Source organism: Pseudomonas sp. BF-R-26, from assembly GCF_019947395.1.
GTDB classification, from domain to species: domain Bacteria; phylum Pseudomonadota; class Gammaproteobacteria; order Pseudomonadales; family Pseudomonadaceae; genus Aquipseudomonas; species Aquipseudomonas farris.
On sequence record NZ_JAGYGK010000007.1, the window covers coordinates 298,994 to 320,696 of the forward strand.

Below are 21,703 nucleotides of genomic sequence, written 5' to 3' on the forward strand. Positions count from 1 at the left end.
CCTATTCAGAGAGCCAACATGAACCATTCCGATATTTTTGTAGTGAGCGCCGTCCGTTCTGCCATCGGCAGCTTTGGCGGTTCACTCAAGGATGTGCCGCCTATTCAGTTGGCAACCGACGTTTGCCGCGCCGCTATCGAACGATCAGGCCTGGCGCCCGAGCACATCGGCCATGCGGTGATGGGACATGTCATCCCGACCGAGGCACGCGATGCCTACATCTCCCGGGTCGTAGCGATGAATGCCGGCCTGACGAAAGAGACTCCCGCCTTCAACGTCAATCGCCTTTGCGGTTCGGGTTTGCAGGCGATTGTCAGTGCCGCGCAAAGTTTGATGCTGGGGGATGCGGGCGCTGCGCTGGCCGGTGGCGTCGAGTCCATGAGCCGAGGCGCGTACTTGTTGCCGCAGGCGCGCTGGGGCGCACGAATGGGCGACATGCAGGCCGTCGACTACATGCTTGGGGCACTGCAAGACCCGTTTGCCGGTTTCCATATGGGTATCACCGCAGAAAATATCGCCGAGCACTATGGCATCACGCGCCAGACCCAGGATGAATTGGCGCTTCTCAGCCAGCAGCGTGCTGCCCGAGCGATTGCCGAAGGGCGTTTTGCCGGGCAGATCGTGCCGATCGAAATAGCGACCCGCAAAGGGACGGTTTCGTTTGCGACGGATGAGCATGTACGGGCCGAGGTCAACGCCGAGCAATTGAGCCGCATGAAACCCGCCTTCAAAAAGGACGGTAGCGTCACCGCCGGCAATGCATCCGGCCTCAATGATGGGGCCGGCGCACTGATCATGGCCACGAGCCAAACTGTTCAGGAACAAGGCCTCAAGCCAATGGCCCGACTGGTGGGTTATGCCCACGCCGGCGTGGAACCTTCGATGATGGGACTGGGACCGATTCCCGCCACCCGTCTGGTGCTCAAGCGCGCCGGCCTGACCGTTGCCGATCTTGATGTGATCGAGTCCAACGAAGCCTTCGCAGCCCAAGCCTGTGCCGTAGCGCAAGAGCTGGGCTTCGATCCGCAGAAGGTCAACCCCAACGGCTCGGGCATCTCGCTGGGCCATCCGGTGGGCGCCACTGGCGCGATCATCGCGACCAAGGCGATTCACGAACTGCATCGCTGCCAAGGCCGGTATGCCCTGGCGACCATGTGCATCGGCGGCGGCCAAGGCATCGCCGTGTTGTTCGAACGGGTTTGATAAGGACATGCGCATGAATCTTCAGAACATTGGCGTCATCGGCGCCGGCACCATGGGCAATGGCATCGCGCAAGTCTGCGCCCTGGCCGGCATCAATGTGACGTTGATCGACATCTCCGAGAGTGCTTTGCAAAAGGCAATCACGACCGTCGATAAAAACCTCGATCGGCAGGTTGCCAAAAACACGCTGCCCCATGAGCAAAAGCTCGCTGCCCTCGATAAGATTCGCACCAGTACCGATTACAACAGCCTGCAAAACGTGCAAATGGTGATCGAAGCCGCCACCGAAAACCTCGACCTGAAACTGCGCGTGCTGCAACAAATCGCCGCGCAGGTCAGCGCCGACTGTGTGATTGCCTCGAACACGTCGTCGCTGTCCATTACTCAACTCGCTGCCAGTGTCAGTCAGCCTGAGCGCTTCATCGGTCTGCATTTCTTCAACCCGGTGCCGGTCATGGGCCTGATCGAAGTGATTCGTGGCCTGCAAACCAGCGATGCTACCCACGCCTTGGCGCTGGACATGGCGACCACACTCGGCAAAACCGCAATCACCGCGGGCAACCGTCCGGGTTTCGTGGTCAACCGGATTCTGGTGCCGATGATCAATGAAGCGATCCTGGTGTTTCAGGAAGGCCTGGCCAGCGCCGAAGACATCGACGCCGGCATGCGCCTGGGCTGCAATCAGCCGATCGGCCCGCTGGCGTTGGCGGACCTGATCGGCCTGGACACCGTGCTGGCAATCCTTGAAGCCTTCTACGACGGCTTCAACGACAGCAAATACCGCCCCGCTCCACTGCTCAAGGAAATGGTCGCCGCCGGTTACCTGGGACGTAAAACGGGGCGCGGCTTCCATGCCTACGCCTGAGCGTTGCTCGCGCTTCGCCGAATACCGGGACAAGGTGCTGGAGCTCTTTGCCAGCAAGGGTTTCGGTCAGGTCGGCATGCGTGAGCTCGCGACCTGCCTGGGGCTCGCCCCGGGCTCGCTGTATCACCATTACCCCAGCAAGCAGCACATGCTGCTCGACCTGATCGAGGAGTTCTATGAAGAGCTGCTGGCCACTCTGGGGCGCATCGAACACGCGGCCCCGGCAAAACGCGACAGACTCAACCAATTGATCCGCGCGCACCTGAATCTGCATCGGGAGATGCCCTGGCATTTTCGTCTGGTGGAGCGCGACAGCGGCTGCCTGAATGAAGAGCAGCAGGAACGGGTCCGGCAACTGCGCGAGCAGTACGAACGCAAGTTGCTGCTGATGCTCGGCGTCCGCCCCCGATTCAGTGAACAGGGCCGGATGGCCGCCGGTCATGCCATTGCCGCCTTGCTCAACGGCGCGCCCAGTTGGCTGACGCACTATTCACTGGATGAACAAGAGCGCGATAATCTGATGGAAAACATGGTGAGTGGCGCCATCGAGCGGTTGCTGGCGCCAAAACGCACACATGACACGATAAGCCTCGCCCCGTCTCTAGAAAAAATATCTAGAAAAATCCAGACACCCGCCGCGTTATAAAGCGTTACAAGAAGGTCTGCCCACCCGCATTTGTCCTATCCTTTCATCCACCCAACAACTCCGGACATCGAAATGCCTGCCCCCGAATCCACCCTCCTCCAGAGCTGGCACCACAACGCCCCATCCTGGATCGAGGCTATCCGCACCGGCACCATCGAAAGCCGCCTCAAGGTCACCGACCAGGCAATACTGCTGGCGGTACTAGGCCGCCAACCCGAGCGTGTGCTCGACCTGGGCTGCGGCGAGGGTTGGCTGTTGCGTGCGCTGGCTGAACGGGCCATCGAGGCGGTCGGTGTGGATGGCGATGCGACGCTGGTGGAGGCGGCGCGGGCGGCGGGCTCTTCGCGGGTGCATTTGGCGAGCTATGAGGAGTTGGTGGAGGCGAAGGTGGATATCGGCAGCGACTACGACCTGATCTGCGCCAACTTCGCCCTGCTGCACCAGGACATCATCCCCCTGCTCGCCGCCATGAACGCCCTGCTCGCCCCCGGCGGCGCGCTGGTGATCCAGACGCTGCATCCGTGGACCGTGGCGGCGGGCGACTATCAGGATGGTTGGCGGGAGGAGACCTTCACTGGGTTCAAGGGGCAGTGGCAACCCATGCCGTGGTACTTCCGCACGCTGTCCAGTTGGCTCAATGCGCTGGACATGGCCGGTTTTCGGCTGGCTGGCCTGCAGGAACCGCAGCACCCGCAAAGTCCTGTGCCGCAGTCGTTGCTGTTGGTGGCTGAGCAACGGAGTGATTGCGACTGACCTGGGGCAAAAGTAGCCATCTTGATCCAGTCCTCAACAAATCCGACAAATGACGCACAAACAAAAACGCCGCTCAAAGAGCGGCGTTTTTGCGTTTGGAGCGCAATACAAGATTCACCTGTATTTTGCGCGCCTCAGGGCGTTTCAGCTCCAGGGACGGTCTCCATTCTCGTCCTTGATGCGGGTCGGCAGACCCATCACATCCAGCGCCTTGAGGAACGGCTCAGCCGGCAGTTCCTCGACGTTGGCCATGCGCTGCACATCCCACTCCCCGCGTGCGACCAGCAGGGCTGCCGCCACAGGTGGCACGCCAGCGGTATAGGAAATGCCCTGGCTGTCGGTTTCTGCGTAAGCTTCTTCGTGGTCGGCCACGTTGTAGATGAACACTTCGCGCGGCTGGCCATCCTTGGTGCCTTTTACCAGGTCGCCGATACAGGTCTTGCCGGTGTAGCCAGGCGCCAGCGAGCTCGGATCAGGGAGCACGGCCTTGACCACTTTCAGCGGCACGACTTCCAGGCCTTCAGCGGTTTTGACCGGTTGCTCGGAGAGCAGGCCGAGGTTCCTGAGTACGGTGAACACATTGATGTAGTGCTCGCCAAAGCTCATCCAGAAACGCACGTTGGGCACGTCGAGGTTCTTCGACAGCGAGTGCACTTCATCGTGGCCGGTCAGGTACAGATTCTGCGCCCCTACAACCGGCAGGTCGTCGGTGCGTTTGACTTCGAACATTGTGTTGCTGGTCCACTGACTGTTCTGCCAGCTCCACACTTGTCCGGTGAATTCGCGGAAGTTGATTTCCGGATCGAAATTAGTGGCGAAATACTTGCCATGGGAACCGGCATTGACGTCGAGAATGTCGATCGAATCAATACGGTCGAAATACTGTTGTTGCGCCAACGCTGCATAGGCGTTGACCACACCTGGGTCGAAGCCCACACCGAGGATGGCGGTGATGTTCTTCTCTTTGCATTCCTCGAGGTGCTTCCACTCGTAGTTGCCATACCAGGGCGGCGTCTCGCAGATTTTGCCCGGCTCTTCGTGAATCGCGGTGTCCAGGTAGGCCACGCCGGTATCGATGCAGGCACGCAGCACCGACATGTTGAGGAAGGCAGAACCGACGTTGATGACGATCTGCGATCCGGTTTCGCGGATCAGCGCCTTGGTCGCTTCGACATCCATAGCGTTGAGCGAGAAGGCTTTTATATCGGCGGGCTCTTTGAGGCTGCCCTTGGCCTTGACGCTGTCGATGATGGCCTGGCATTTGGAGATGTTGCGCGACGCGATAGCAATACGACCGAGTTCATCGTTGTGCTGCGCGCACTTGTGGGCCACCACCTTGGCGACACCTCCTGCACCAATGATAAGTACGTTCTTCTTCAATTTTTCTCTCTCTCCTTCTCTGCCAGCTTACGAAAGGCTGGACATGTAGTCGTTGTAACCAAACTCACGAACCACCTCGACACTACCGTCGAGTTGTTTCACTACGATGGACGGCATTTTCAGGCCGTTGAACCAGTTCTTCTTGACCATGGTGTAACCCGCAGCGTCGATGAACGACAGCCGATCGCCGATGGCCAGAGGACGATCAAATTGATACTCACCGAAAATGTCGCCGGCCAGGCAGGATTTGCCGCACACCATGTAGGTGTGTTCGCCTTCGCTGGGCGCCAGCTTGGCATTCAGGCGATAGATCAGCAGATCGAGCATGTGCGCCTCGATGGAGCTGTCCACGACGGCCAGGTGCTTGCCGTTGTAGAGGGTGTCGAGCACGGTGACTTCCAGCGATGCGCTCTGAGTGATGGCGGCTTCGCCCGGCTCCAGGTAGACCTGCACGCCGTATTTTTGCGAAAAGGCCTTGAGCCGCGCGCAGAACTCGTCGATCGCGTAGCCTTCACCGGTGAAGTGAATGCCGCCGCCCAGGCTGACCCACTCGACCTTGTGCAGCAGATGGCCGAACCGCTCTTCGATGGTGCACAGCATCTGGTCGAACAGGCCGAAATCGGCGTTCTCGCAGTTGTTGTGGAACATGAAGCCCGAGATCTGCTCGATGACCTGCTCGATCTTCACCGGATCCCACTCGCCCAGACGGCTGAATGGCCGCGCCGGATCGGCTAGCAGGTAATCCGAGCTGCTCACCTGCGGATTGACCCGCAGACCGCGCACCTTGCCCGCTGAAGCTTCAGTGTAGCGCTGCAACTGGCCAATGGAGTTGAAGATGATCTTGTCGCAGTTGTCGAGCATCTCCTCGATCTCGTCGTCGGCCCAGGCCACGCTGTAGGCATGGGTCTCGCCAGCGAACTTCTGTCGACCGAGCTTGAGCTCATAGAGCGACGACGACGTAGTGCCGTCCATGTATTGCTGCATCAGATCGAACACCGACCAGGTGGCGAAGCACTTGAGTGCCAGCAGGGCCTTCGCCCCGGACTGTTCGCGCACATAAGCGATCTTCTGCATGTTCGCCAGCAGCTTTTGTTTGTCGATGAGGTAGTACGGCGTCTTGATCATTTCGAGGCCTCCGGCAAGGCCAGCCAAAAAAAGGATGCGCATTGTGCCTTCACTGGCTACATATCGAAAGAGCAGAGAGCGCAGATCGCTGAGTCGCCCTAACTGGATCCAAAGAGGCAACGCCACCGGCGGCTTAAACGGCCGTCAGTCAGTGCTGCCCAGAATGATGCATAGCGGGGCGCCGCGCCATCGGATGCTGCCTGGTCCTCACGGTGACGAAATGCCGTCTTCGATGCATAAAAATTCGTCATCGTTTTGTAACCTTCCAATAGCAATACTCAGGCTGCTCAACGCCTGCTGTTTTTTCTGCTGCCACTTTAGGCGGCTTTTTTTTTGCTTGATGATTTTGGCATCAGCTTTGCCCGCTTCGGTCAGCCCGGCGGGCTGGGTGATGTCGCACTCCACATGCGCGCGCCGTCATGATGGGAAGGCAGTGGACTGGAGGGAAAAGGCGTCCTTAAGAGCGCCTTCGTCGGCAAGTCTGGCTCCTACGAAAAGCGGTTTACTCGCTTAACTGACTGACCAGGTTTTCAACGGCCAGAGCCAGTCTGCATGTAACGCCTGCCTGGCATCTCTTAAACAGCTTGCCTTATACGAAAAAGTCTCTTTTAAACCACCACCACTTCTTCAAATACATCAGTCAACTTCTTTTAAGACATAACCCAGCATCAAATCATCGAAGGCGATCCGCACTCACACTTCATCGCGCCGGAAGTTATCCCCCTCAACAAATAAACCCATCACCTATCAGCACACTGCACCTGATTGGACAGTCATTATCTTGACGCATTCAACTAACACTTTCCACGAATAACATAAGGCTTTAATAACACTCAAATTAACATTAACAAGCCTTGCTGACTTTTTATAACAACCATTGACACCCAGAGGCCGGCACCCTAGATTAATGGCACTCTGCCAACGCCAAAACGACACATCAACTTTGTCAAGTTAATGGAATGTTGAGTTTCTAAGTTATTTCATTCCCGGTACAACGCATGAAATATGTAGACGATATTACGAAACTCTTTACACGTTTTGGCGCTAATGCGGAGAACTATCAGGAAATACAACCGAACTATAAAGCTTTCAAAGACGCCCCGGTTACACCTGTACTGGTTGAGCCAGAACCGTCGGTAGCCTTGCCTCCCCCAACACCAACACCAACGCCCCCTGTGTTTTTACTGGACGAGCCACAGCCTTCTTTATTGATTGGCGCGCCCAAACTCCCTCCCCTGACCGAGCCACCTGCCAGTTCTGCTACGGGTGATCGTCAGCGATTGAGCGACCTGTTGCGTGAACTCAATCAGGTTCGTCGAGACGGTCTGCCAGAAACGACTCGCAAGCGGACCAAAGCGAAGGTCATTGCTATCGTTTCGGCGAATGGTGGTGTGGGTAAAAGCACCGTCGCCGCTGGCCTCGCAAAAACACTTCGACGCCCCGGTGGGCGAACCATCGCGATTGATCTGGACCCTCAGAACGCGCTGTCCAGCCACTTGGGTATCACCAGGCAGGCTCCCGGGCTGATTCAGCTCAAAGAGCAGGACGCAGACTGGGGCGCTCATCGCCTGCCGGGCTTTAGCGACAGTGAGTGCCTGCCCTTCGGCACTGGCGAGGTGAATGATCGTCGATTGCTCAAGCAATTGATGCTTGAAGATTCTGACTGGTTGAATCAGCACCTTGCGTCAATGGACCTCAGCGAAAACGATACCGTGATCCTGGACACTCCTTCGGGTGCGACCGTCTATTCGCAACAGGCACTCGACGCCGCCGATCTGGTGCTGGTGATGACGGTGGCCGACGCGGCTTCCTACCTGGCACTGGACACCATGACCCAGTGGCTGGAAACCACCCAACGACGCGCGCAGCGGCATCGGTATGTGCTCAACCAACGGGATGACTCGCGCTCGTTCAGCAGGGACATGGGCGTGCTGTTTCTGCGGCGGCTCGGCGCTGACCTGATCGGGACGATTCGCCTCGATCACCAGTTCAACGAGTCGCTGGCCTATGGTCGGGACCTCCTCCAGTACGCACCTGAGAGCATTGGCTGCCAGGACATTCTTTCGCTGTCCGGCGCGGTCCATGCCCTGCTTTTCGCGGATACTTCCAGCCAGCAGGGCACGCCATGACCGCCCAGCTGAATCAGCTACCTGCAAAAACGTGGTGGTTGCAGGGGCTACTGGATACTTTCCAGGCTCGCGTCAGTCGATGGCCCCTGCGTTGGCGCCAAGTCCTGAAGATCTCAGCCGGGCTGATCGCAGCATTGTTGGTGCTGGGTATCCTCACTGCGCCGCTGAATCTGTATTCCCAGGCCGCGTTTGCCGCCGTCTGTTTTGCCGCCAGCCTGATCATCCGCAAGCAAGCCGGACGTCTGGCGATCCTGACCCTGATCACCCTCTCGCTGATCGCTTCGTTGCGTTACATGTACTGGCGCCTGTCCGACACCCTGAACTTCGACAACTGGCAGGATGCCGTATTTGGCTACGGGCTGGTGCTGGCCGAACTGTATGCCTTGCTCGTCCTGGTGTTCGGCTATGTACAGACCGCCTGGCCATTGCACCGCAAACCGCAGTTTCTGCAACAGCCGCCCGCAGAATGGCCGACGGTAGACGTCTTCATTCCTACCTATAACGAATCATTGGGTATCGTCAAACTGGTGGTGCTCGCTGCTCAGGCCATTGACTGGCCAGAGGGCAAACTGCGGGTGCACATGCTCGATGACGGACGCCGGGAGGAATTCAAGGTTTTCTGTCAGCAGATTGGTGTCAACTACATCACCCGCGACAACAATCAACATGCCAAGGCCGGCAACCTCAACGAGGCACTCAAAGTCACCGATGGTGAGTTCATTGCCATATTCGACGCCGACCACGTGCCCACCCGCTCCTTCCTGCAGATTACCATGGGCTGGTTTTTAAAAGACCCGAACCTGGCGTTGCTGCAAACGCCGCACTTTTTCTATTCGCCCGATCCGTTCGAAAAAAACCTCGATACCTTTCGCTCGGTACCCAATGAAGGTGAGCTGTTCTACGGCCTGGTGCAGGACGGCAACGACCTGTGGAACGCGGCCTTCTTCTGTGGCTCGTGCGCGGTCATCCGGCGGACTCATTTGCTGGAAGTCGGCGGCATCGCCACCGAAACCGTGACGGAGGATGCGCACACGGCACTCAAGCTCAATCGCCGTGGTTTCAACACCGCTTACCTCGCCGTGCCACAAGCGGCGGGACTGGCCACCGAAAGCCTTTCCCGACACATCAGCCAGCGCATACGCTGGGCGCGGGGCATGGCGCAGATTTTTCGGACCGACAATCCGTTGTTTGGCAAAGGACTGAACCTGGGGCAGCGCATCTGCTACCTCAACGCCATGATGCACTTTTTCTACAGCCTGCCCCGCCTGGTGTTCTTGACCGCACCCTTGGCCTACCTGTTTTTCGACGCGCAGATTTTCCATGCCTCGGCGTTGATGGTCACGGTCTATGTACTGCCGCATATTTTCCATTCCAGCCTGACCAACTCCAGCATCCAGGGACGCTTCCGCCATTCCTTCTGGAACGAAGTGTATGAGTCGGTATTGGCCTGGTACATCATGCGACCGGTGCTGTTGGCCCTGATCAGCCCTTCGCTGGGCAAATTCAACGTGACCGACAAGGGCGGCACCATTGAAAAGGACTATTTCAACTGGAAGCTCGCGCGGCCTTATATCGTCCTGCTGACCTTGAACATGATCGGTCTGGCGATCGGCGTGGTGAAACTGATCGGGAGTGATTCTGCCGAGGCCACTACCCTGCTGATCAACCTGGCCTGGACCGTGTACAACATCGTCATCGTCAGCACCGCTGTGGCGGTGGCCACTGAATCCTCTCAGGTGCGCAACGAACCCAGGGTGCCCGCGGATCTGCCCGTGCGCGTCTATCGCGAAGACGGCACCTGGTTCGATTGCATAACCCGGGACTTCTCACAAAACGGCGTGGGTCTGGCACTGCCACCGCAGGTTCTGCTCAGCGTCAATGAGAAGCTGCGGCTGTGCATTCTGCGCACACCTCCCTCAAGCCTCTTTCCTGCAAAAACGGTCTTCAGCAACGACAACGTGGCGGGCGTGCAATTCGAGGCTTTGACCCTGCGCCAGCAAAGTGAGCTGGTGCGACTGACCTTTTCACGGGCCGACACCTGGGCCAACACCTGGGGTAACGGCCGCCTCGACGCGCCCATGTCGGCGTTGCGCGAGGTCAGCAGCATTGGCTTTCGCGCCATCCTGCGCTTGTTCATTGCAACCCTAAAGGACAGCCAGGCGCTGCTGCGCAAACGCCCGGACACTCCATCACCTATCGACTCCACCGCGGACACGCAACGATCTTGAAGCCTTCCATTCGCCGGACCTTTCTTCCTCGTCGCTCACTCATGCTGATCACCTGCTCTCTAGTGGGCTGGAGCGGCTGGGCATTGAGTGCTGCCGCCCAAATCACCGCCACAGAGCCGGCGATGATGCCGGTCGCAGCGTTGCCCGGGACCGATGCCCCGGGCAACAGCTATACCCGCACCCTCAAGGAGCTGGGCAAAAGCTATTCGATGACCCTTAAAGGCGTGGAGGCTACCGACAGCGTGAACTTCGATGTGCGCGCCGATGAAGTCGTCACGGCGGCGCAGGTCACGCTGCAGTACAGCTACTCACCGGCGCTGCTGGCCGACCTTTCGCAGATCAATGTGCTGGTCAACGATCAAGTGGCCGCCAGCCTGCCCCTCCCGAAGGAAGAGGCCGGTAAATTGCAGACCCGGACCGTGCAGATTCCGCCGCAGACCATCACCGAATTCAACCGGCTCAGCCTGCAGTTCATCGGTCACTACACGATGCAATGTGAAGACCCTTTGCACTCCAGCCTGTGGGCCCGGATCGGCAACGAGAGCCAGCTGAGCCTCCAGGTGTCCTCGATCAAACAGCCCAACGACCTGTCCGCTCTGCCGCTGCCCTTGTTCGATCGTCGAGACGCCTCGCCCCTGAAGTTGCCCTTCGTGTTCGCCGGACGCCCTGGCGGCCCTGAGCTTGAGGCCGCCGGTATCCTGTCGTCCTGGTTTGGCGCCCTGGCCAGCTACCGCGGCGCAACCTTCCCCGCCAGCCTCACCAGCCTGCCGGCCAAAGGCAACGCCGTGGTGTTTGTCAGCGGCAGCGAATCAACGGCCTTGAGTGGCTTACCCATCAAAGAGGCCACGGGGCCGACATTGACACTCGTGAGCAACCCGAATGATGTTCAGGGCAAACTGTTGATCGTCTCCGGGCGCGATGGCGCCGATCTCAAGGTCGCCGCGACAGCGCTGGCTCTCGGTGGCTCGGCCTTCTCCGGGCAGAGCGTAGTGATCGACCGGATCGACTCGCTCAAGCCACGCCGACCGTACGACGCGCCTAACTGGCTGCCCTCCGATCGCCCGGTTCGCCTGGGTGAACTGGCGAAGCCCGCTGAACTCAATGTGTCGGGTTATAACCCGGGGCAAATGACGGTTGCGCTGCGCTTGCCACCCGACCTGTTCAACTGGCGTGAACCCGGTGCGCAACTTGACCTGAAATACCGCTATACGCCGCAACCGGTCTCCACCAACTCCTCGTTGCTGGTCAACTTCAACGACACCTTCATCAAGTCGATCGATCTGCCTTCGATCGAGAAACTCGGCAGCAGCGACAGCCTGCTGGCGATGCTCAAAACCGACGACAGCCTGGCCCGCACGTCGCGCATGCTGTTGCCGCTCAATTCCGTAGCGCTGCAATCACGCCTGCAATTTCGCTTCATGTATGACTACATCAAACAGGGCGAATGCCGCGACATCATCATCGACAACATGCGCGGTGTGATCGACCCGGACTCGACCCTGGACCTCAGCCAATACGAACATTTCATGGCCATGCCCAACCTTGGGGTGTTCAAGGACAGTGGCTTCCCGTTCACCCGCATGGCCGACCTTTCTGAAACATCGGTGATCCTGCCCAACGAGCCAGGCCCAGCCGATCTGGGCGCCTACCTGACCCTGCTGGGCCGCTTCGGCGACTCCACCGGTTATCCGGCCACCGGCGTGAAGGTAGTTCACGCCGACCAGGTGGCCGAGCAACGCGACCGGGATTTGCTGGTGCTCGCCTCGGGCAACAATCAGCCGCTGCTGGAGCAATGGCGAAACCTTCTGCCTGCCAAGGGCGAAGATGCTGCGCAGTACTTTGAACTGTCTGACCTGCCCTTGCGTCTGCGCAACTGGATCAGCCCGGATACGAAAACCAATCTGCGTGAAGCGCGCAGCAGCTTCAGGTTTACCGCTGACGACGGCAGTGCATATCTGACTGGATTCGAATCGCCGCTCAAGAGTGGGCGCAGTGTGGTGTTTATCGCCAGCGCAAGGCCCAACGGCTTGGCCGACGTAACCAACGCCCTGCTCAGCAGCGAAGAAAACGCCCGCGAGTTGCAAGGCAGTCTGGTGGTGGTCAGGGGCAAGCATGTCGAATCGCTGGTCGCCGAGCAGGATTATTACGTCGGGAGCTTGGGCCCATTGCGCTATCTGCAGTGGTACCTCTCGCAAAACGTAATGGCGCTCATGCTGTTCACTCTCCTCGGGATCCTGCTGCTTGCTTCGATGGCCTACCTGGCCCTGCGCGTACGAGCCAAACGTCGTCTTGGTCAATGAGCCACGCATGCCTGTGTCGTCCATGAGCAGCCGGGGTGTTTCACTTCGCCAGTGCCTGCGCGGTAACACGCGCAGGTTGAGCGCTGTGCTTGCGCTTGCCCTGCTGGCGCCTGCGATAGCGGCCGGGAAATCCTGTGAGTCGCCAGCCTGGCCACTGTGGCAAACCTACGCAACGCGCTTCGTCCAGGCCGACGGCCGGGTTCTGGAATCGAGCCTGGAGAACAATCACAGCACCTCTGAAGGGCAGTCCTACGGCATGCTCTTCGCACTGATCGGCAACGATCAGCCACGCTTCGACAAACTCTGGCGCTGGACCTCAGCCAACCTCGCAGGCTCCGCTACCGCCACACGCCTGCCGGGCTGGTTATGGGGGCAAGGCACGGACGGTCAGTGGCGCCTGCAAGACGCCAATTCGGCCGCCGACGCCGACCTGTGGATTGCCTACGCCTTGCTCGAAGCCGCACGCCTGTGGCATCGGCCGGACTATCACCAGGACGCCCTGCACCTGATGGCGACGATTGAAGCGCAATTGGTCGTCAAGCTCCCCGGGCTGGGCCCGATGGTGTTGCCTGGACCACAGGGCTTCGTCCAGCCGGACGCTCTCTGGCGCCTGAACCCCAGCTACCTGCCACTGCCACTGTTACGACGGTTGGCCAAGGAAGCACCCGCCGGGCCCTGGCAAGCGATTGCCAACAACACCGCGACGATGATTGCCCAATCGAGCCACCACGGTTTCGTCGCTGACTGGGTCGGTTATCAAGGCACTTCAGCGCAATCGGGTGCCTTCGTAAACGACCCGATCCACGGCGACACGGGCAGCTACGATGCCATTCGCGTGTACCTCTGGCTGGGCATGAGTGATCCCTCCGAACCGCTGGCAGCGCTCCTGCTCAAACGGCTGGACGGCATGGCCCGCAGCACGGTCGCGACGGGTTCCCCCCCGGAAACAGTCCAGGTTCTCCACGGCAGTGTTCAGGGTAAGAGCCCGTTCGGATTCCGGGCTGCACTGATTCCCTACCTTCAGGCCAAGGGCCAACCCAAGTTGGCCGATCAGCTGCAACGCCGCGTGGAACTCGCCTTGCACGAGGCGCTGGCCAGGCCTGATGCCGATGTCGGTCCGCCGCGTTACTACAACTTCATGCTCAGCCTGTTCGCCCTCGGATGGGCAGATAAACATTACCGATTCCGGGAAGACGGAACGCTGAAACTCTCCTGGGAGACCGCATGCACGCGCACCACCGCACGCTAGCCATCGCCGTCATGAGCGCATGGACGGCCGCTGCTGCCCACGCTCAAAGTCCGACGCCACAGACATTACTCGTCGAGCAAGGGCAGTACTGGCAGCAGCACAACAACCCCCAACGCGCTGCGGAAGTCTGGCTGAAAGTCCTGCTGCTGGACCCGGTCCAAGCTGACGCACTGTATGGCCTGGGCTTGATCGGCGTGCAACAGGGCAAGCCACAACAGGCGCAGCAATACCTCGCCCGCTTGCAGGCCATCCAGCCACCGCCTCGGCAGGCACTGCAATTGGCGCAGGACATCAGTGTGGCCCAACCGCAGAACCAGCAGCGTCTGGAAGAGGCTCGGCGCCTCGTCGATGCCGGTGAGCGTGACAAGGCGACCGCCGTGTTTCGCTCGCTGTTCGATGGCCGTCCACCTCAAGGTACGATCGGCCGCGAGTATTACAACAACCTTGCCTTCAATCAGGCTGACTGGGCTGAGGCACGCAGCGGACTTCAGCGCCTGCAACGCGAGATGCCCAACGACTCGATCGTCGCGCTGTTTTACGCCAAGCATCTGATCCGCCGAGAAGACAGCCGTGCCGAGGGCATCCGCGCCCTGGCCGCGCTGACCCAGCGTGCCGACATTGCTGGTGATGCCGACGAAAGCTGGCGCCTGGCGCTGACCTGGATCGGTCCGCCCAATCCGGCACAAGTGCCGTTGTTCGAGGCGTACCTCAAGACGCATCCGGATGACCTGGAAGTCCGGGCGCAGATGAACAAGGGCAAGCAACAGGTGGCAACGACGGCCAGCAAGGAATGGCAACCGCCCGCCGACGTCGCGCGCGGCCTGAAGGCGCTCAAAGACGGCGATCAGGCCACCGCCGAACAGGCTTTTCAAGCGCGCTTGAAAACCCGGCCCGAGGATGCTGACGCGCTGGGCGGCCTTGGGGTTATTCGCCAGCAGCAACACCGACTGGCCGAAGCGGAAAAGCTCTTGAGTCAGGCCACGCGACAAAGCGACGGCAGCCGCTGGCAAGTTGCGCTGAACGAAGTGCGCTACTGGTCAGCGTTGCAGCAAGCCCGCGACGCCCAGGCCAAAGGCCAGACAGCCCAGGCACAGGTCTTGGTCAACCAGGCGCTGCGGCTGAATCCAAACGGGGTAGATGCTCGCCTCGCCCTGGCGGATATTCAGGCCAGCGCGGGCCAGTTTGATGACGCTCAGCGCAACTATCGGCAGATTTTGAACCAGCGCCGCGACGACCCTCAAGCACAGGAAGGGCTGGTCAATGTGCTGCTCAAGAGCGGCAAGAACGATGAAGCCCTGCAACTGATCAACAGCCTGCCCGCCACCGGACAGGCAAAGATCGGCCAGTCCGCGCGCCTGCAAGCCTTGCGCGCGACGCAACTGGCCGCCCTCGCCGAACAACGCAACGACCTGCCCGCTGCGCGCAACGCCTTGCAAGACGCGCTGCGCGTTGAGCCGGACAACATCTGGACACGTTTCGCCCTGGCCCGCCTGAACCTGGCGATGGGCGAACCGCAAAAGGCTCGGGACCTGATCAACGCCATGCTCCAGGCCCGCCCCGACAATGCCGATGCGCTTTATGTCAGCGCCTTGCTGTCGGTCCAGATGGGTGAGTGGAAAGCCGCCCAGACAACATTGGGACGCTTGCGCCCGGACCAACGCACCCCGGACATGGAAGCGCTGGCCGCTGATGTCAGCCTCAACCTGCAACTCAGCCAGGCGATCGAGTTGGGCAAGCGCGGACAGCGCCAGGAAGCCCTGACCTTGCTCGATCGTATCCAGCCGATGGCCAACAACAGTCCAGATCGCACGGCGAGCCTGGCCTCGGCGTATGTCGACATCGGCGAGCCAACCCGTGCGCTGGCCCTCATGCGCGGCCAGTTGCAAAACACCACGACGCCCTCGGCGGACTTCATCCTGCAATACGCCGCGGTCCTGCTTAAAGCCGGAGAAGACGCACAGGTCAACGAGATTCTGCGCGACCTTCAAAACAGGCCCTTGAACGCGCCGGCTCGCAAGCGTTTCGACGACCTGCTCTATCTCTATCGCATCCGCCAGGCTGACCAGCTGCGTGAACGAGGCAATCTGGCCAGCGCTTATGACACGCTAGCGCCCGCCCTGGCGCAACGCCCCGGTGACAGCGCTGCCGTCGCGGCACTGGCGCGGATGTACTCGGCCAATGACGACACGGCAAAAGCCCTCGAACTCTATAAACCGCTGTTACAACGTCAGCCAAACGACCCGCAACTGCTGTTGGGTGCCGCCGACGCGGCGGTGTTGGCACATGACACTGCCTTTGCCGAACAGGCACTGCAACAGCTGCTCAAGACTGAATCCGGCAACCCTCAAACGCTGACAGAGGCCGCCCGCCTCTACCAGAACATGGGCAAGACCGGCACAGCGACCGATCTGCTGCGCAAAGCGGTGGCCATTGAACAGAACGAGAAACGCAGAAGCCAGAGCGGCCAACTGGCCGGTTCGACGATGGCACCCAACCCTTTTGCGGGGGTGTCGGGTCCACGTAGCGAGGTCAGTCGCGATAGCTTGCTGGCAGCGATCCCGCCACCGGTTCAGGAGATGCCGGGCAGCGTGAGGTCTCACACCCCTTTTGGCATCGACGTCCCGCCAAGACCGCAGCAGGCAAGCAATCGATTCGAGTCGCAGCTGCCGCGCGCAGCACTGGTGATCGAGGACATCAGCCCCGCGCAACTGGCGTTGAATAAAATCCTTCAGGAGCGCAGTGCCTACGTCACCCAGGGCGTGAGCATTCGCAGCAACAACAGTGAGTCGGGGCTAAGCAAACTGACTGATATTGAGACACCGCTGGAAATCAATATCCCGCTGGATGAAAGCCGCGTCGCCCTGCGCGTGACGCCGGTCTCGCTGAACGCCGGCAGTGTCAACGGCGAGGCGCTGTCGCGTTTCGGTAACGGTGCGCAAAGTGGCAACGTCGGCTCGCAAAAAGCCGAGGGTGTCGGTCTTTCCGTCGCCATTCAACGGCCCGCGGATGGGCTCAAAGCCGATCTCGGCACCACCCCGCTCGGCTTCAAGTACACCACCGCCACCGGCGGCATCAGCATTGATCGCCCGGTGAGCGACACCTCTAACGTCCGTTACGGCGTGAGCGTTTCCCGGCGTCCGGTGACTGACAGCGTCACCTCGTTTGCCGGCACCACGGACAAACGCAGCGGGCAGTCCTGGGGCGGCGTGACCGCCAACGGCGGGCGTGGCCAGTTGAGCTTTGACGACAACGAAGTCGGCGTCTATGGCTACGCCTCCTGGCACCAGCTATTGGGCAACCATGTCGAGTCCAATAGCCGCGGTGAGCTGGGCAGCGGTGTCTACTGGTACCTGCAAAATGCAACGGACAGCAAGCTGACCGTCGGCCTGAGCATGACCGGCATCAGCTACGCCAACAATCAGGACTATTTCACTTATGGCCACGGCGGCTATTTCAGCCCGCAGACGTTCTTCGCCCTGGGCGTGCCAGTGACCTGGGCACAACGCACCGGACGCTTGACGTATCAAGTCAAGGGCTCGGTCGGCGTGCAGCATTTCGAGCAGGACAGCGCCGACTATTTCCCCAACGACAAAGCCATGCAAGCGGCCTCGGGCCTGCGCTACGAAGGGCAAAACAAAACCGGGATCGGCTACAGCATCGCTGCGGCGGCTGAATACAAGGTCGCTTCGAACTTCCTGCTGGGCGCCAATCTGGGCCTGGACAACGCCCATGACTACCAACAACTCAGCGGTGCCCTGTCTTTGCGCTACCAGTTCGAAGACATCAGCGGCCCCATGAGCCTGCCGGTCAGCCCGTACACCTCGCCTTATTCCAACTGATCATTCTGGAGTTTTCGATGCCCACTTCTGCCCTTGCCGGCCTGTCCCTCCTTGTTCTTGGGGAGAGCCATATGAGCCTCGCGGACCATTTGCTGGAGCCGCTGCACGACAACCTGACTCGCCAAGGCGCCCAGGTTCATTCCATCGGTGCCTGCGGTGCCAGCGCCGGCGATTGGCTGATCAGCAAAAAGGTCGACTGCGGCGCCGAGCGCAAAGGCAACGACAAGATCGTGATCAAAGGGCGCGAGGCAACCACCACGCCGATCCAGGACCTGATCGCCGCCGACAAACCCGATCTGGTGGTACTGGTCATCGGCGACACCATGGCGTCCTATGACAAGCCAGTGTTTCCGAAGGCCTGGGCATGGCAAAGCGTCACCGGTCTGGCCAAGGCCATCGCGGCCACCGGCACCCGTTGCGCCTGGGTGGGCCCGGCCTGGGGCAAAGCCGGTGGCATGTACCAAAAAAATGATCTGCGCACCCATTTGATGTCCCAATTTCTGGCCGCCAACGTGGCGCCTTGCACCTACATCGATTCGCTGGCGTTCTCCAAACCCGGGCAGTGGATCACCACCGACGGGCAGCACTTCACCGTCGCCGGATATCAAGCATGGGGCACTGCGATTGGTGGTGCATTGGCCAAATTGCCCGCCGACCGCGTCAGCAGCACAGGAGCCGGTAAATGAGCCGATCCGCATGTGGCTGGGCGCTGTTCGCGCCCTTGATGCTGAGCCTGCACGCCCAGGCCGCCGACATTGCCCTGTACCCGACGGGCCCGGATCAGGACTCGGCCTTCCTGCGCTTTATCAACGCCGCCGACCGCCCCTTGCAGCTGCTGGCCGAAGGCTCGCGGGCCAGCCTCAGACTGGAAGGCTCGAATGCCGTCTCCGACTACCTGCCCGTGCCTGCCAACCAGCCGATCAAGGGCACCCTGGAACGCAATGGCAAAAGCCAGCCGCTGGACATCCAGGTGGCAGCAGGCGAATTCGCCAGCGTGATCGCTTTGCCAGACAGCGCTCAAGGTATCCGCCAGGTCGTCATCCGTGAGCAACCCGACGACTTCAATAGCCTGAAGGCTTCGCTGGCGTTTATCAGCGCCGATCCTGCGTGCACCCAGGCCGGTTTGCGCGCAGCGGGGAAGAACGCCAACCTGTTCAAGGAGGTGGCCGACGGCAGCGTGCAACGCCGAACGATCAACCCGGTCAGCCTGTCGGTTCAATTGGTTTGCGCCCAAACCAACGTCGGTGCCCCGCTTGACCTGGGCCAGCTCAAGGCCGGCGAACGCTACAGCGTTGTGCTGCTACCTGGCGCAAATGGTCCATACCTGTTGCTCGCGACTGACGTCCTGGCCCACTGATCGGATCGCGCCACTACCATGGTTTTTGCCTCTCTCGAGTTTCTGACGTTGTTCCTGCCGCTGTTCTTGTGCACTTATGCCGTGTGCCCAGCCGCCTGGCGTAACGTCACGCTACTGATCGGCAGCTGGCTGTTCTATGGCTGGTTGAGCCCCCGGTTCCTTGCAGTGCATGTGGTACTGACGATCACGGCGTGGGCCGGCGGCTTGCTGATTGACGCCTTGCGGGAAGAAGGCAAGGGTCGCGTGCGACTACTCGCGACATTGATAGTGCTCAACACGGCGGTGCTGTGCTGGTACAAGTACGCCAACATTGTCGCTGGGACGTTGATCGATGCCGTCACTTGGTATGGCGCCATGCCGCTGGACTGGCAGCGGGTCATCATGCCGGCCGGGCTATCGTTTATCGTATTGCAGGCGATTTCCTATCTGGTGGATGTACACCGCCGCACCGTGCCGGTCGAACGCAGCTTCATTAATTACGCCACCTATATTTCGATGTTCGGCCATTCGGTCGCCGGCCCCATCATTCGCTATGACTGGGTCCGGCGTGAGCTGAATCAGCGTTACTTCAACCTGCAGAATTTCTCGCTGGGCGCACGCCGGTTCATGGTCGGGATGTGCATGAAGGTGCTGGTGGCCGACACCCTGTCGCCGGTGGTCGATGTGGCGTTCAGTTTGCCCAACCCCAGCTTCTCCGACGCCTGGATCGGCTGCCTGGCCTACTCCCTGCAACTGTTCTTCGACTTCGCCGGCTACAGCGCCATGGCCATTGGGCTGGGACTGATGCTGGGCTTTCACTTTCCCGAAAACTTCGACCGTCCGTATCTGGCCAACAGCATCCAGGACTTCTGGCGTCGTTGGCACATGTCGCTGTCCAGCTGGTTACGTGACTATCTGTATATTTCGCTGGGTGGCAATCGCAATGGCACCTGGAAAACCTATCGCAACCTGTTCCTGATCATGGCCATCGCCGGCCTCTGGCACGGTGGCGATAGCTGGAATTATCTGCTGTGGGGCAGCGCTCATGGCATTGCGTTGTGTGTGAATCGTGCCTGGAACAGCTCTACCCTGCCCCCGGTACCGCCGGTGCTTTCCCATGGGCTGACACTGCTGTTCGTTTGCCTGGCCTGGACACTGTTCCGCGCCCCTGACTTTCACAGCGCGCTACGCCTGTATGCCGGACAGTTCGGCCTGCAGGGCATCGCCCTCGGTGATGAACTGTCCGCAACCCTGCGCCCGGTACATGGCCTTGCGGGCTTGCTGGGTGTGTTCGGTGTGATCGCACCGCTGCTGCGCCCTTACTGTGAGAAACAACTGGGCGGCCTTTTTCTCTACACCGCCGCCCTTTGGCCCATCGCCGGTTTCATGCTGTCGTTCGCACTGATCGCCAGTCGCGAAACCGTACCTTTCCTGTACTTCCAATTCTGATGACGACCCCAAAGCACACCCCGCCCCCCACTCCGCCAGATGATCTGACGACACGCAGCAGTCGGTTGGCAGGCGTGGCGCTGCTGATATTCCTGTTCGTCGGACTGCTGTCCTCTGGCCGTCTGATTGTCTCAGGGCAAATCTCGCTACCCGATAAAGTGCTGCCCCCGCAGATTCTTGACGGCGAAATCACGCATCGGATCGCCAAGGAACTGTCAAACGCTCAACTCCCCACGACCTTTGCCGAGCTGGAGCGAGGTGTCAGTTGGCTGCTCCTCGGTGACACCGGGCCGAGGGTTCGCTCGGGTTGTCCTGACTGGTTGTTTTTGGCCGATGAGCTCAAGGTCAATCATCAAGCGCAGCGCAATGCCGATGCCAAAGTCCAGGCAGTGATTGATCTGAAGCAGCAGCTCTCCCAACGTGACATCAGCCTGCTGGTGGTCATCGTTCCAGACAAGAGCCGCATTGCTGCTGAGCAGCGTTGTGCACTGCACCGCCCAGCCGTTCTTGAAGGGCGCATCCGGGCCTGGACCTCGAAGCTGGATGTGGCTGGCGTGTCGAATCTGGACCTCACCGGTGCGCTGATGCCACTGGGGGCCAGTGCCTGGTTGCGCACTGATACCCACTGGAGCGAATCCGGTGCGAAGGCGGCGGCCGCTGCCATCGCACAGCGCCTGAAGACCCTGGGCATCAGCGCAACGCCACGCAGGTCGTTCAACGAAAGTCATGCCCCGCTCGCGGTGCGACCTGGCGATCTGGTCCATCTGGCGGGCATCGACTGGCTGCCGCTCAAATGGCAACCCGCGCCCGAAATGGTCGCCCAAACCAGCACCCATGAACTTCCCGTTGCGTCAGCCGACAGCCCTGATTCTGAGGCAGACCTCTTTGGCGATGCCGACCTCCCCAACACCGTGCTCATCGGCACTTCATTCTCACGCAACTCCAACTTCGCAGGGTTTCTGCAGCAGGCACTAGGCGCCCCCGTGGGTAACTTCGCCAAAGACGGCGGAGCGTTCTCTGGCGCGGCAAACAGCTACCTCAACAACCCGGCCTCCAAAGAAACGCCACCAAAGCAAATCATCTGGGAGATCCCGGAGCGGGACCTGCAGTCGGCTTACATCGACCCCATTGCCTATCGCTCGTTGCGGTAGGCCAATCGCGGGGCGCTTCAGGCCCTCCCAGACGTAGTGCGGCGATCAAG

General features: G+C 60.2%; 16 protein-coding genes. 13 read left to right on the top strand and 3 right to left on the bottom strand.

Annotation, left to right across the window (positions count from 1 at the left end; genetic code table 11):
* The first annotated feature begins 18 nt into the window (after positions 1 to 18).
* The 4 genes from KGB18_RS12740 to KGB18_RS12755 all read left to right on the top strand — a co-directional run bounded on the left by KGB18_RS12740 (position 19) and on the right by KGB18_RS12755 (position 3,467).
* Positions 19 to 1,203 carry an acetyl-CoA C-acyltransferase family protein gene (locus KGB18_RS12740; RefSeq protein WP_223570027.1) on the top strand — a complete coding sequence of 395 codons (1,185 nt, stop codon included), beginning with the start codon at positions 19 to 21 and terminating at the stop codon, positions 1,201 to 1,203.
* A gap of 13 nt (positions 1,204 to 1,216) precedes the next feature.
* Positions 1,217 to 2,068 (top strand): 3-hydroxybutyryl-CoA dehydrogenase, encoded by an 852-nt coding sequence (locus KGB18_RS12745; RefSeq protein ID WP_223570028.1) that lies wholly within the window; start codon positions 1,217 to 1,219, stop codon positions 2,066 to 2,068.
* On the top strand, positions 2,055 to 2,714 hold the full coding sequence (locus KGB18_RS12750) for a TetR/AcrR family transcriptional regulator (RefSeq protein WP_123722433.1): 660 nt from the start codon (positions 2,055 to 2,057) through the stop codon (positions 2,712 to 2,714). Before KGB18_RS12745 ends, KGB18_RS12750 begins: the two co-directional genes overlap by 14 nt.
* A 72-nt stretch (positions 2,715 to 2,786) precedes the next feature.
* Entirely contained in the window at positions 2,787 to 3,467 is a 681-nt protein-coding gene (locus KGB18_RS12755; RefSeq protein ID WP_201062206.1) for a class I SAM-dependent methyltransferase, read from the top strand.
* A gap of 144 nt (positions 3,468 to 3,611) precedes the next feature.
* On the opposite strand, the gene KGB18_RS12760 is transcribed toward KGB18_RS12755, so the two are convergent.
* The 3 genes from KGB18_RS12760 to KGB18_RS12770 form a co-directional block, all read right to left on the bottom strand.
* Entirely contained in the window at positions 3,612 to 4,847 is a 1,236-nt protein-coding gene (locus KGB18_RS12760; protein ID WP_123722431.1) for a saccharopine dehydrogenase family protein, read from the bottom strand.
* A gap of 27 nt (positions 4,848 to 4,874) precedes the next feature.
* Positions 4,875 to 5,972 (bottom strand): carboxynorspermidine decarboxylase, encoded by a 1,098-nt coding sequence (nspC, locus tag KGB18_RS12765; protein ID WP_048393627.1) that lies wholly within the window; start codon positions 5,970 to 5,972, stop codon positions 4,875 to 4,877.
* A 207-nt stretch (positions 5,973 to 6,179) separates the two neighbouring features.
* Positions 6,180 to 6,377 (bottom strand): hypothetical protein, encoded by a 198-nt coding sequence (locus KGB18_RS12770; RefSeq protein ID WP_123722430.1) that lies wholly within the window; start codon positions 6,375 to 6,377, stop codon positions 6,180 to 6,182.
* A gap of 593 nt (positions 6,378 to 6,970) precedes the next feature.
* Here KGB18_RS12770 and bcsQ point away from each other — a divergent pair.
* From bcsQ to KGB18_RS12815, 9 genes are read left to right on the top strand one after another with little or no spacing between them, the layout of a single operon-like run.
* Entirely contained in the window at positions 6,971 to 8,101 is a 1,131-nt protein-coding gene (gene bcsQ / locus KGB18_RS12775; RefSeq protein WP_317850975.1) for a cellulose biosynthesis protein BcsQ, read from the top strand.
* Positions 8,098 to 10,329, top strand: a complete 2,232-nt coding sequence (gene bcsA / locus KGB18_RS12780) for a UDP-forming cellulose synthase catalytic subunit (protein WP_123722428.1) — start codon at positions 8,098 to 8,100, stop codon at positions 10,327 to 10,329. Before bcsQ ends, bcsA begins: the two co-directional genes overlap by 4 nt.
* 41 nt (positions 10,330 to 10,370) lie before the next feature.
* Positions 10,371 to 12,629 (top strand): cellulose biosynthesis cyclic di-GMP-binding regulatory protein BcsB, encoded by a 2,259-nt coding sequence (bcsB, locus tag KGB18_RS12785; protein WP_123722427.1) that lies wholly within the window; start codon positions 10,371 to 10,373, stop codon positions 12,627 to 12,629.
* A gap of 7 nt (positions 12,630 to 12,636) precedes the next feature.
* Complete coding sequence (bcsZ, locus tag KGB18_RS12790) at positions 12,637 to 13,878, top strand: cellulose synthase complex periplasmic endoglucanase BcsZ (RefSeq protein ID WP_223570030.1); 1,242 nt, start codon at positions 12,637 to 12,639, stop codon at positions 13,876 to 13,878.
* Positions 13,854 to 17,717: a cellulose biosynthesis protein BcsC gene (locus KGB18_RS12795; RefSeq protein ID WP_223570031.1), complete on the top strand. Its 3,864-nt coding sequence runs from the start codon at positions 13,854 to 13,856 to the stop codon at positions 17,715 to 17,717. The genes bcsZ and KGB18_RS12795 overlap by 25 nt, the downstream gene beginning before the upstream one ends.
* A 17-nt stretch (positions 17,718 to 17,734) precedes the next feature.
* Positions 17,735 to 18,403 carry an SGNH/GDSL hydrolase family protein gene (locus KGB18_RS12800; RefSeq protein ID WP_123722424.1) on the top strand — a complete coding sequence of 223 codons (669 nt, stop codon included), beginning with the start codon at positions 17,735 to 17,737 and terminating at the stop codon, positions 18,401 to 18,403.
* Entirely contained in the window at positions 18,400 to 19,074 is a 675-nt protein-coding gene (locus KGB18_RS12805; protein ID WP_223570032.1) for an alginate O-acetyltransferase AlgF, read from the top strand. The genes KGB18_RS12800 and KGB18_RS12805 overlap by 4 nt, the downstream gene beginning before the upstream one ends.
* 18 nt (positions 19,075 to 19,092) lie before the next feature.
* Complete coding sequence (locus KGB18_RS12810) at positions 19,093 to 20,502, top strand: MBOAT family O-acyltransferase (protein ID WP_223570033.1); 1,410 nt, start codon at positions 19,093 to 19,095, stop codon at positions 20,500 to 20,502.
* Complete coding sequence (locus tag KGB18_RS12815) at positions 20,502 to 21,653, top strand: alginate O-acetyltransferase AlgX-related protein (protein WP_223570034.1); 1,152 nt, start codon at positions 20,502 to 20,504, stop codon at positions 21,651 to 21,653. The genes KGB18_RS12810 and KGB18_RS12815 overlap by 1 nt, the downstream gene beginning before the upstream one ends.
* The last annotated feature ends 50 nt before the right edge of the window (positions 21,654 to 21,703 follow it).

Coding starts and splice junctions, on each gene's coding strand:
- KGB18_RS12750 (WP_123722433.1), top strand. CDS start 2,055: ATGCCTACGCCTGAGCGTTGCTCGCGCTTCGCCGAATACCGGGACAAG.
- bcsZ (WP_223570030.1), top strand. CDS start 12,637: ATGCCTGTGTCGTCCATGAGCAGCCGGGGTGTTTCACTTCGCCAGTGC.
- KGB18_RS12755 (WP_201062206.1), top strand. CDS start 2,787: ATGCCTGCCCCCGAATCCACCCTCCTCCAGAGCTGGCACCACAACGCC.
- KGB18_RS12805 (WP_223570032.1), top strand. CDS start 18,400: ATGAGCCGATCCGCATGTGGCTGGGCGCTGTTCGCGCCCTTGATGCTG.
- nspC (WP_048393627.1), bottom strand. CDS start 5,972: ATGATCAAGACGCCGTACTACCTCATCGACAAACAAAAGCTGCTGGCG.
- KGB18_RS12800 (WP_123722424.1), top strand. CDS start 17,735: ATGCCCACTTCTGCCCTTGCCGGCCTGTCCCTCCTTGTTCTTGGGGAG.
- KGB18_RS12810 (WP_223570033.1), top strand. CDS start 19,093: ATGGTTTTTGCCTCTCTCGAGTTTCTGACGTTGTTCCTGCCGCTGTTC.
- KGB18_RS12795 (WP_223570031.1), top strand. CDS start 13,854: ATGCACGCGCACCACCGCACGCTAGCCATCGCCGTCATGAGCGCATGG.
- KGB18_RS12740 (WP_223570027.1), top strand. CDS start 19: ATGAACCATTCCGATATTTTTGTAGTGAGCGCCGTCCGTTCTGCCATC.
- KGB18_RS12815 (WP_223570034.1), top strand. CDS start 20,502: ATGACGACCCCAAAGCACACCCCGCCCCCCACTCCGCCAGATGATCTG.
- bcsQ (WP_317850975.1), top strand. CDS start 6,971: ATGAAATATGTAGACGATATTACGAAACTCTTTACACGTTTTGGCGCT.
- bcsB (WP_123722427.1), top strand. CDS start 10,371: ATGCTGATCACCTGCTCTCTAGTGGGCTGGAGCGGCTGGGCATTGAGT.
- KGB18_RS12745 (WP_223570028.1), top strand. CDS start 1,217: ATGAATCTTCAGAACATTGGCGTCATCGGCGCCGGCACCATGGGCAAT.
- bcsA (WP_123722428.1), top strand. CDS start 8,098: ATGACCGCCCAGCTGAATCAGCTACCTGCAAAAACGTGGTGGTTGCAG.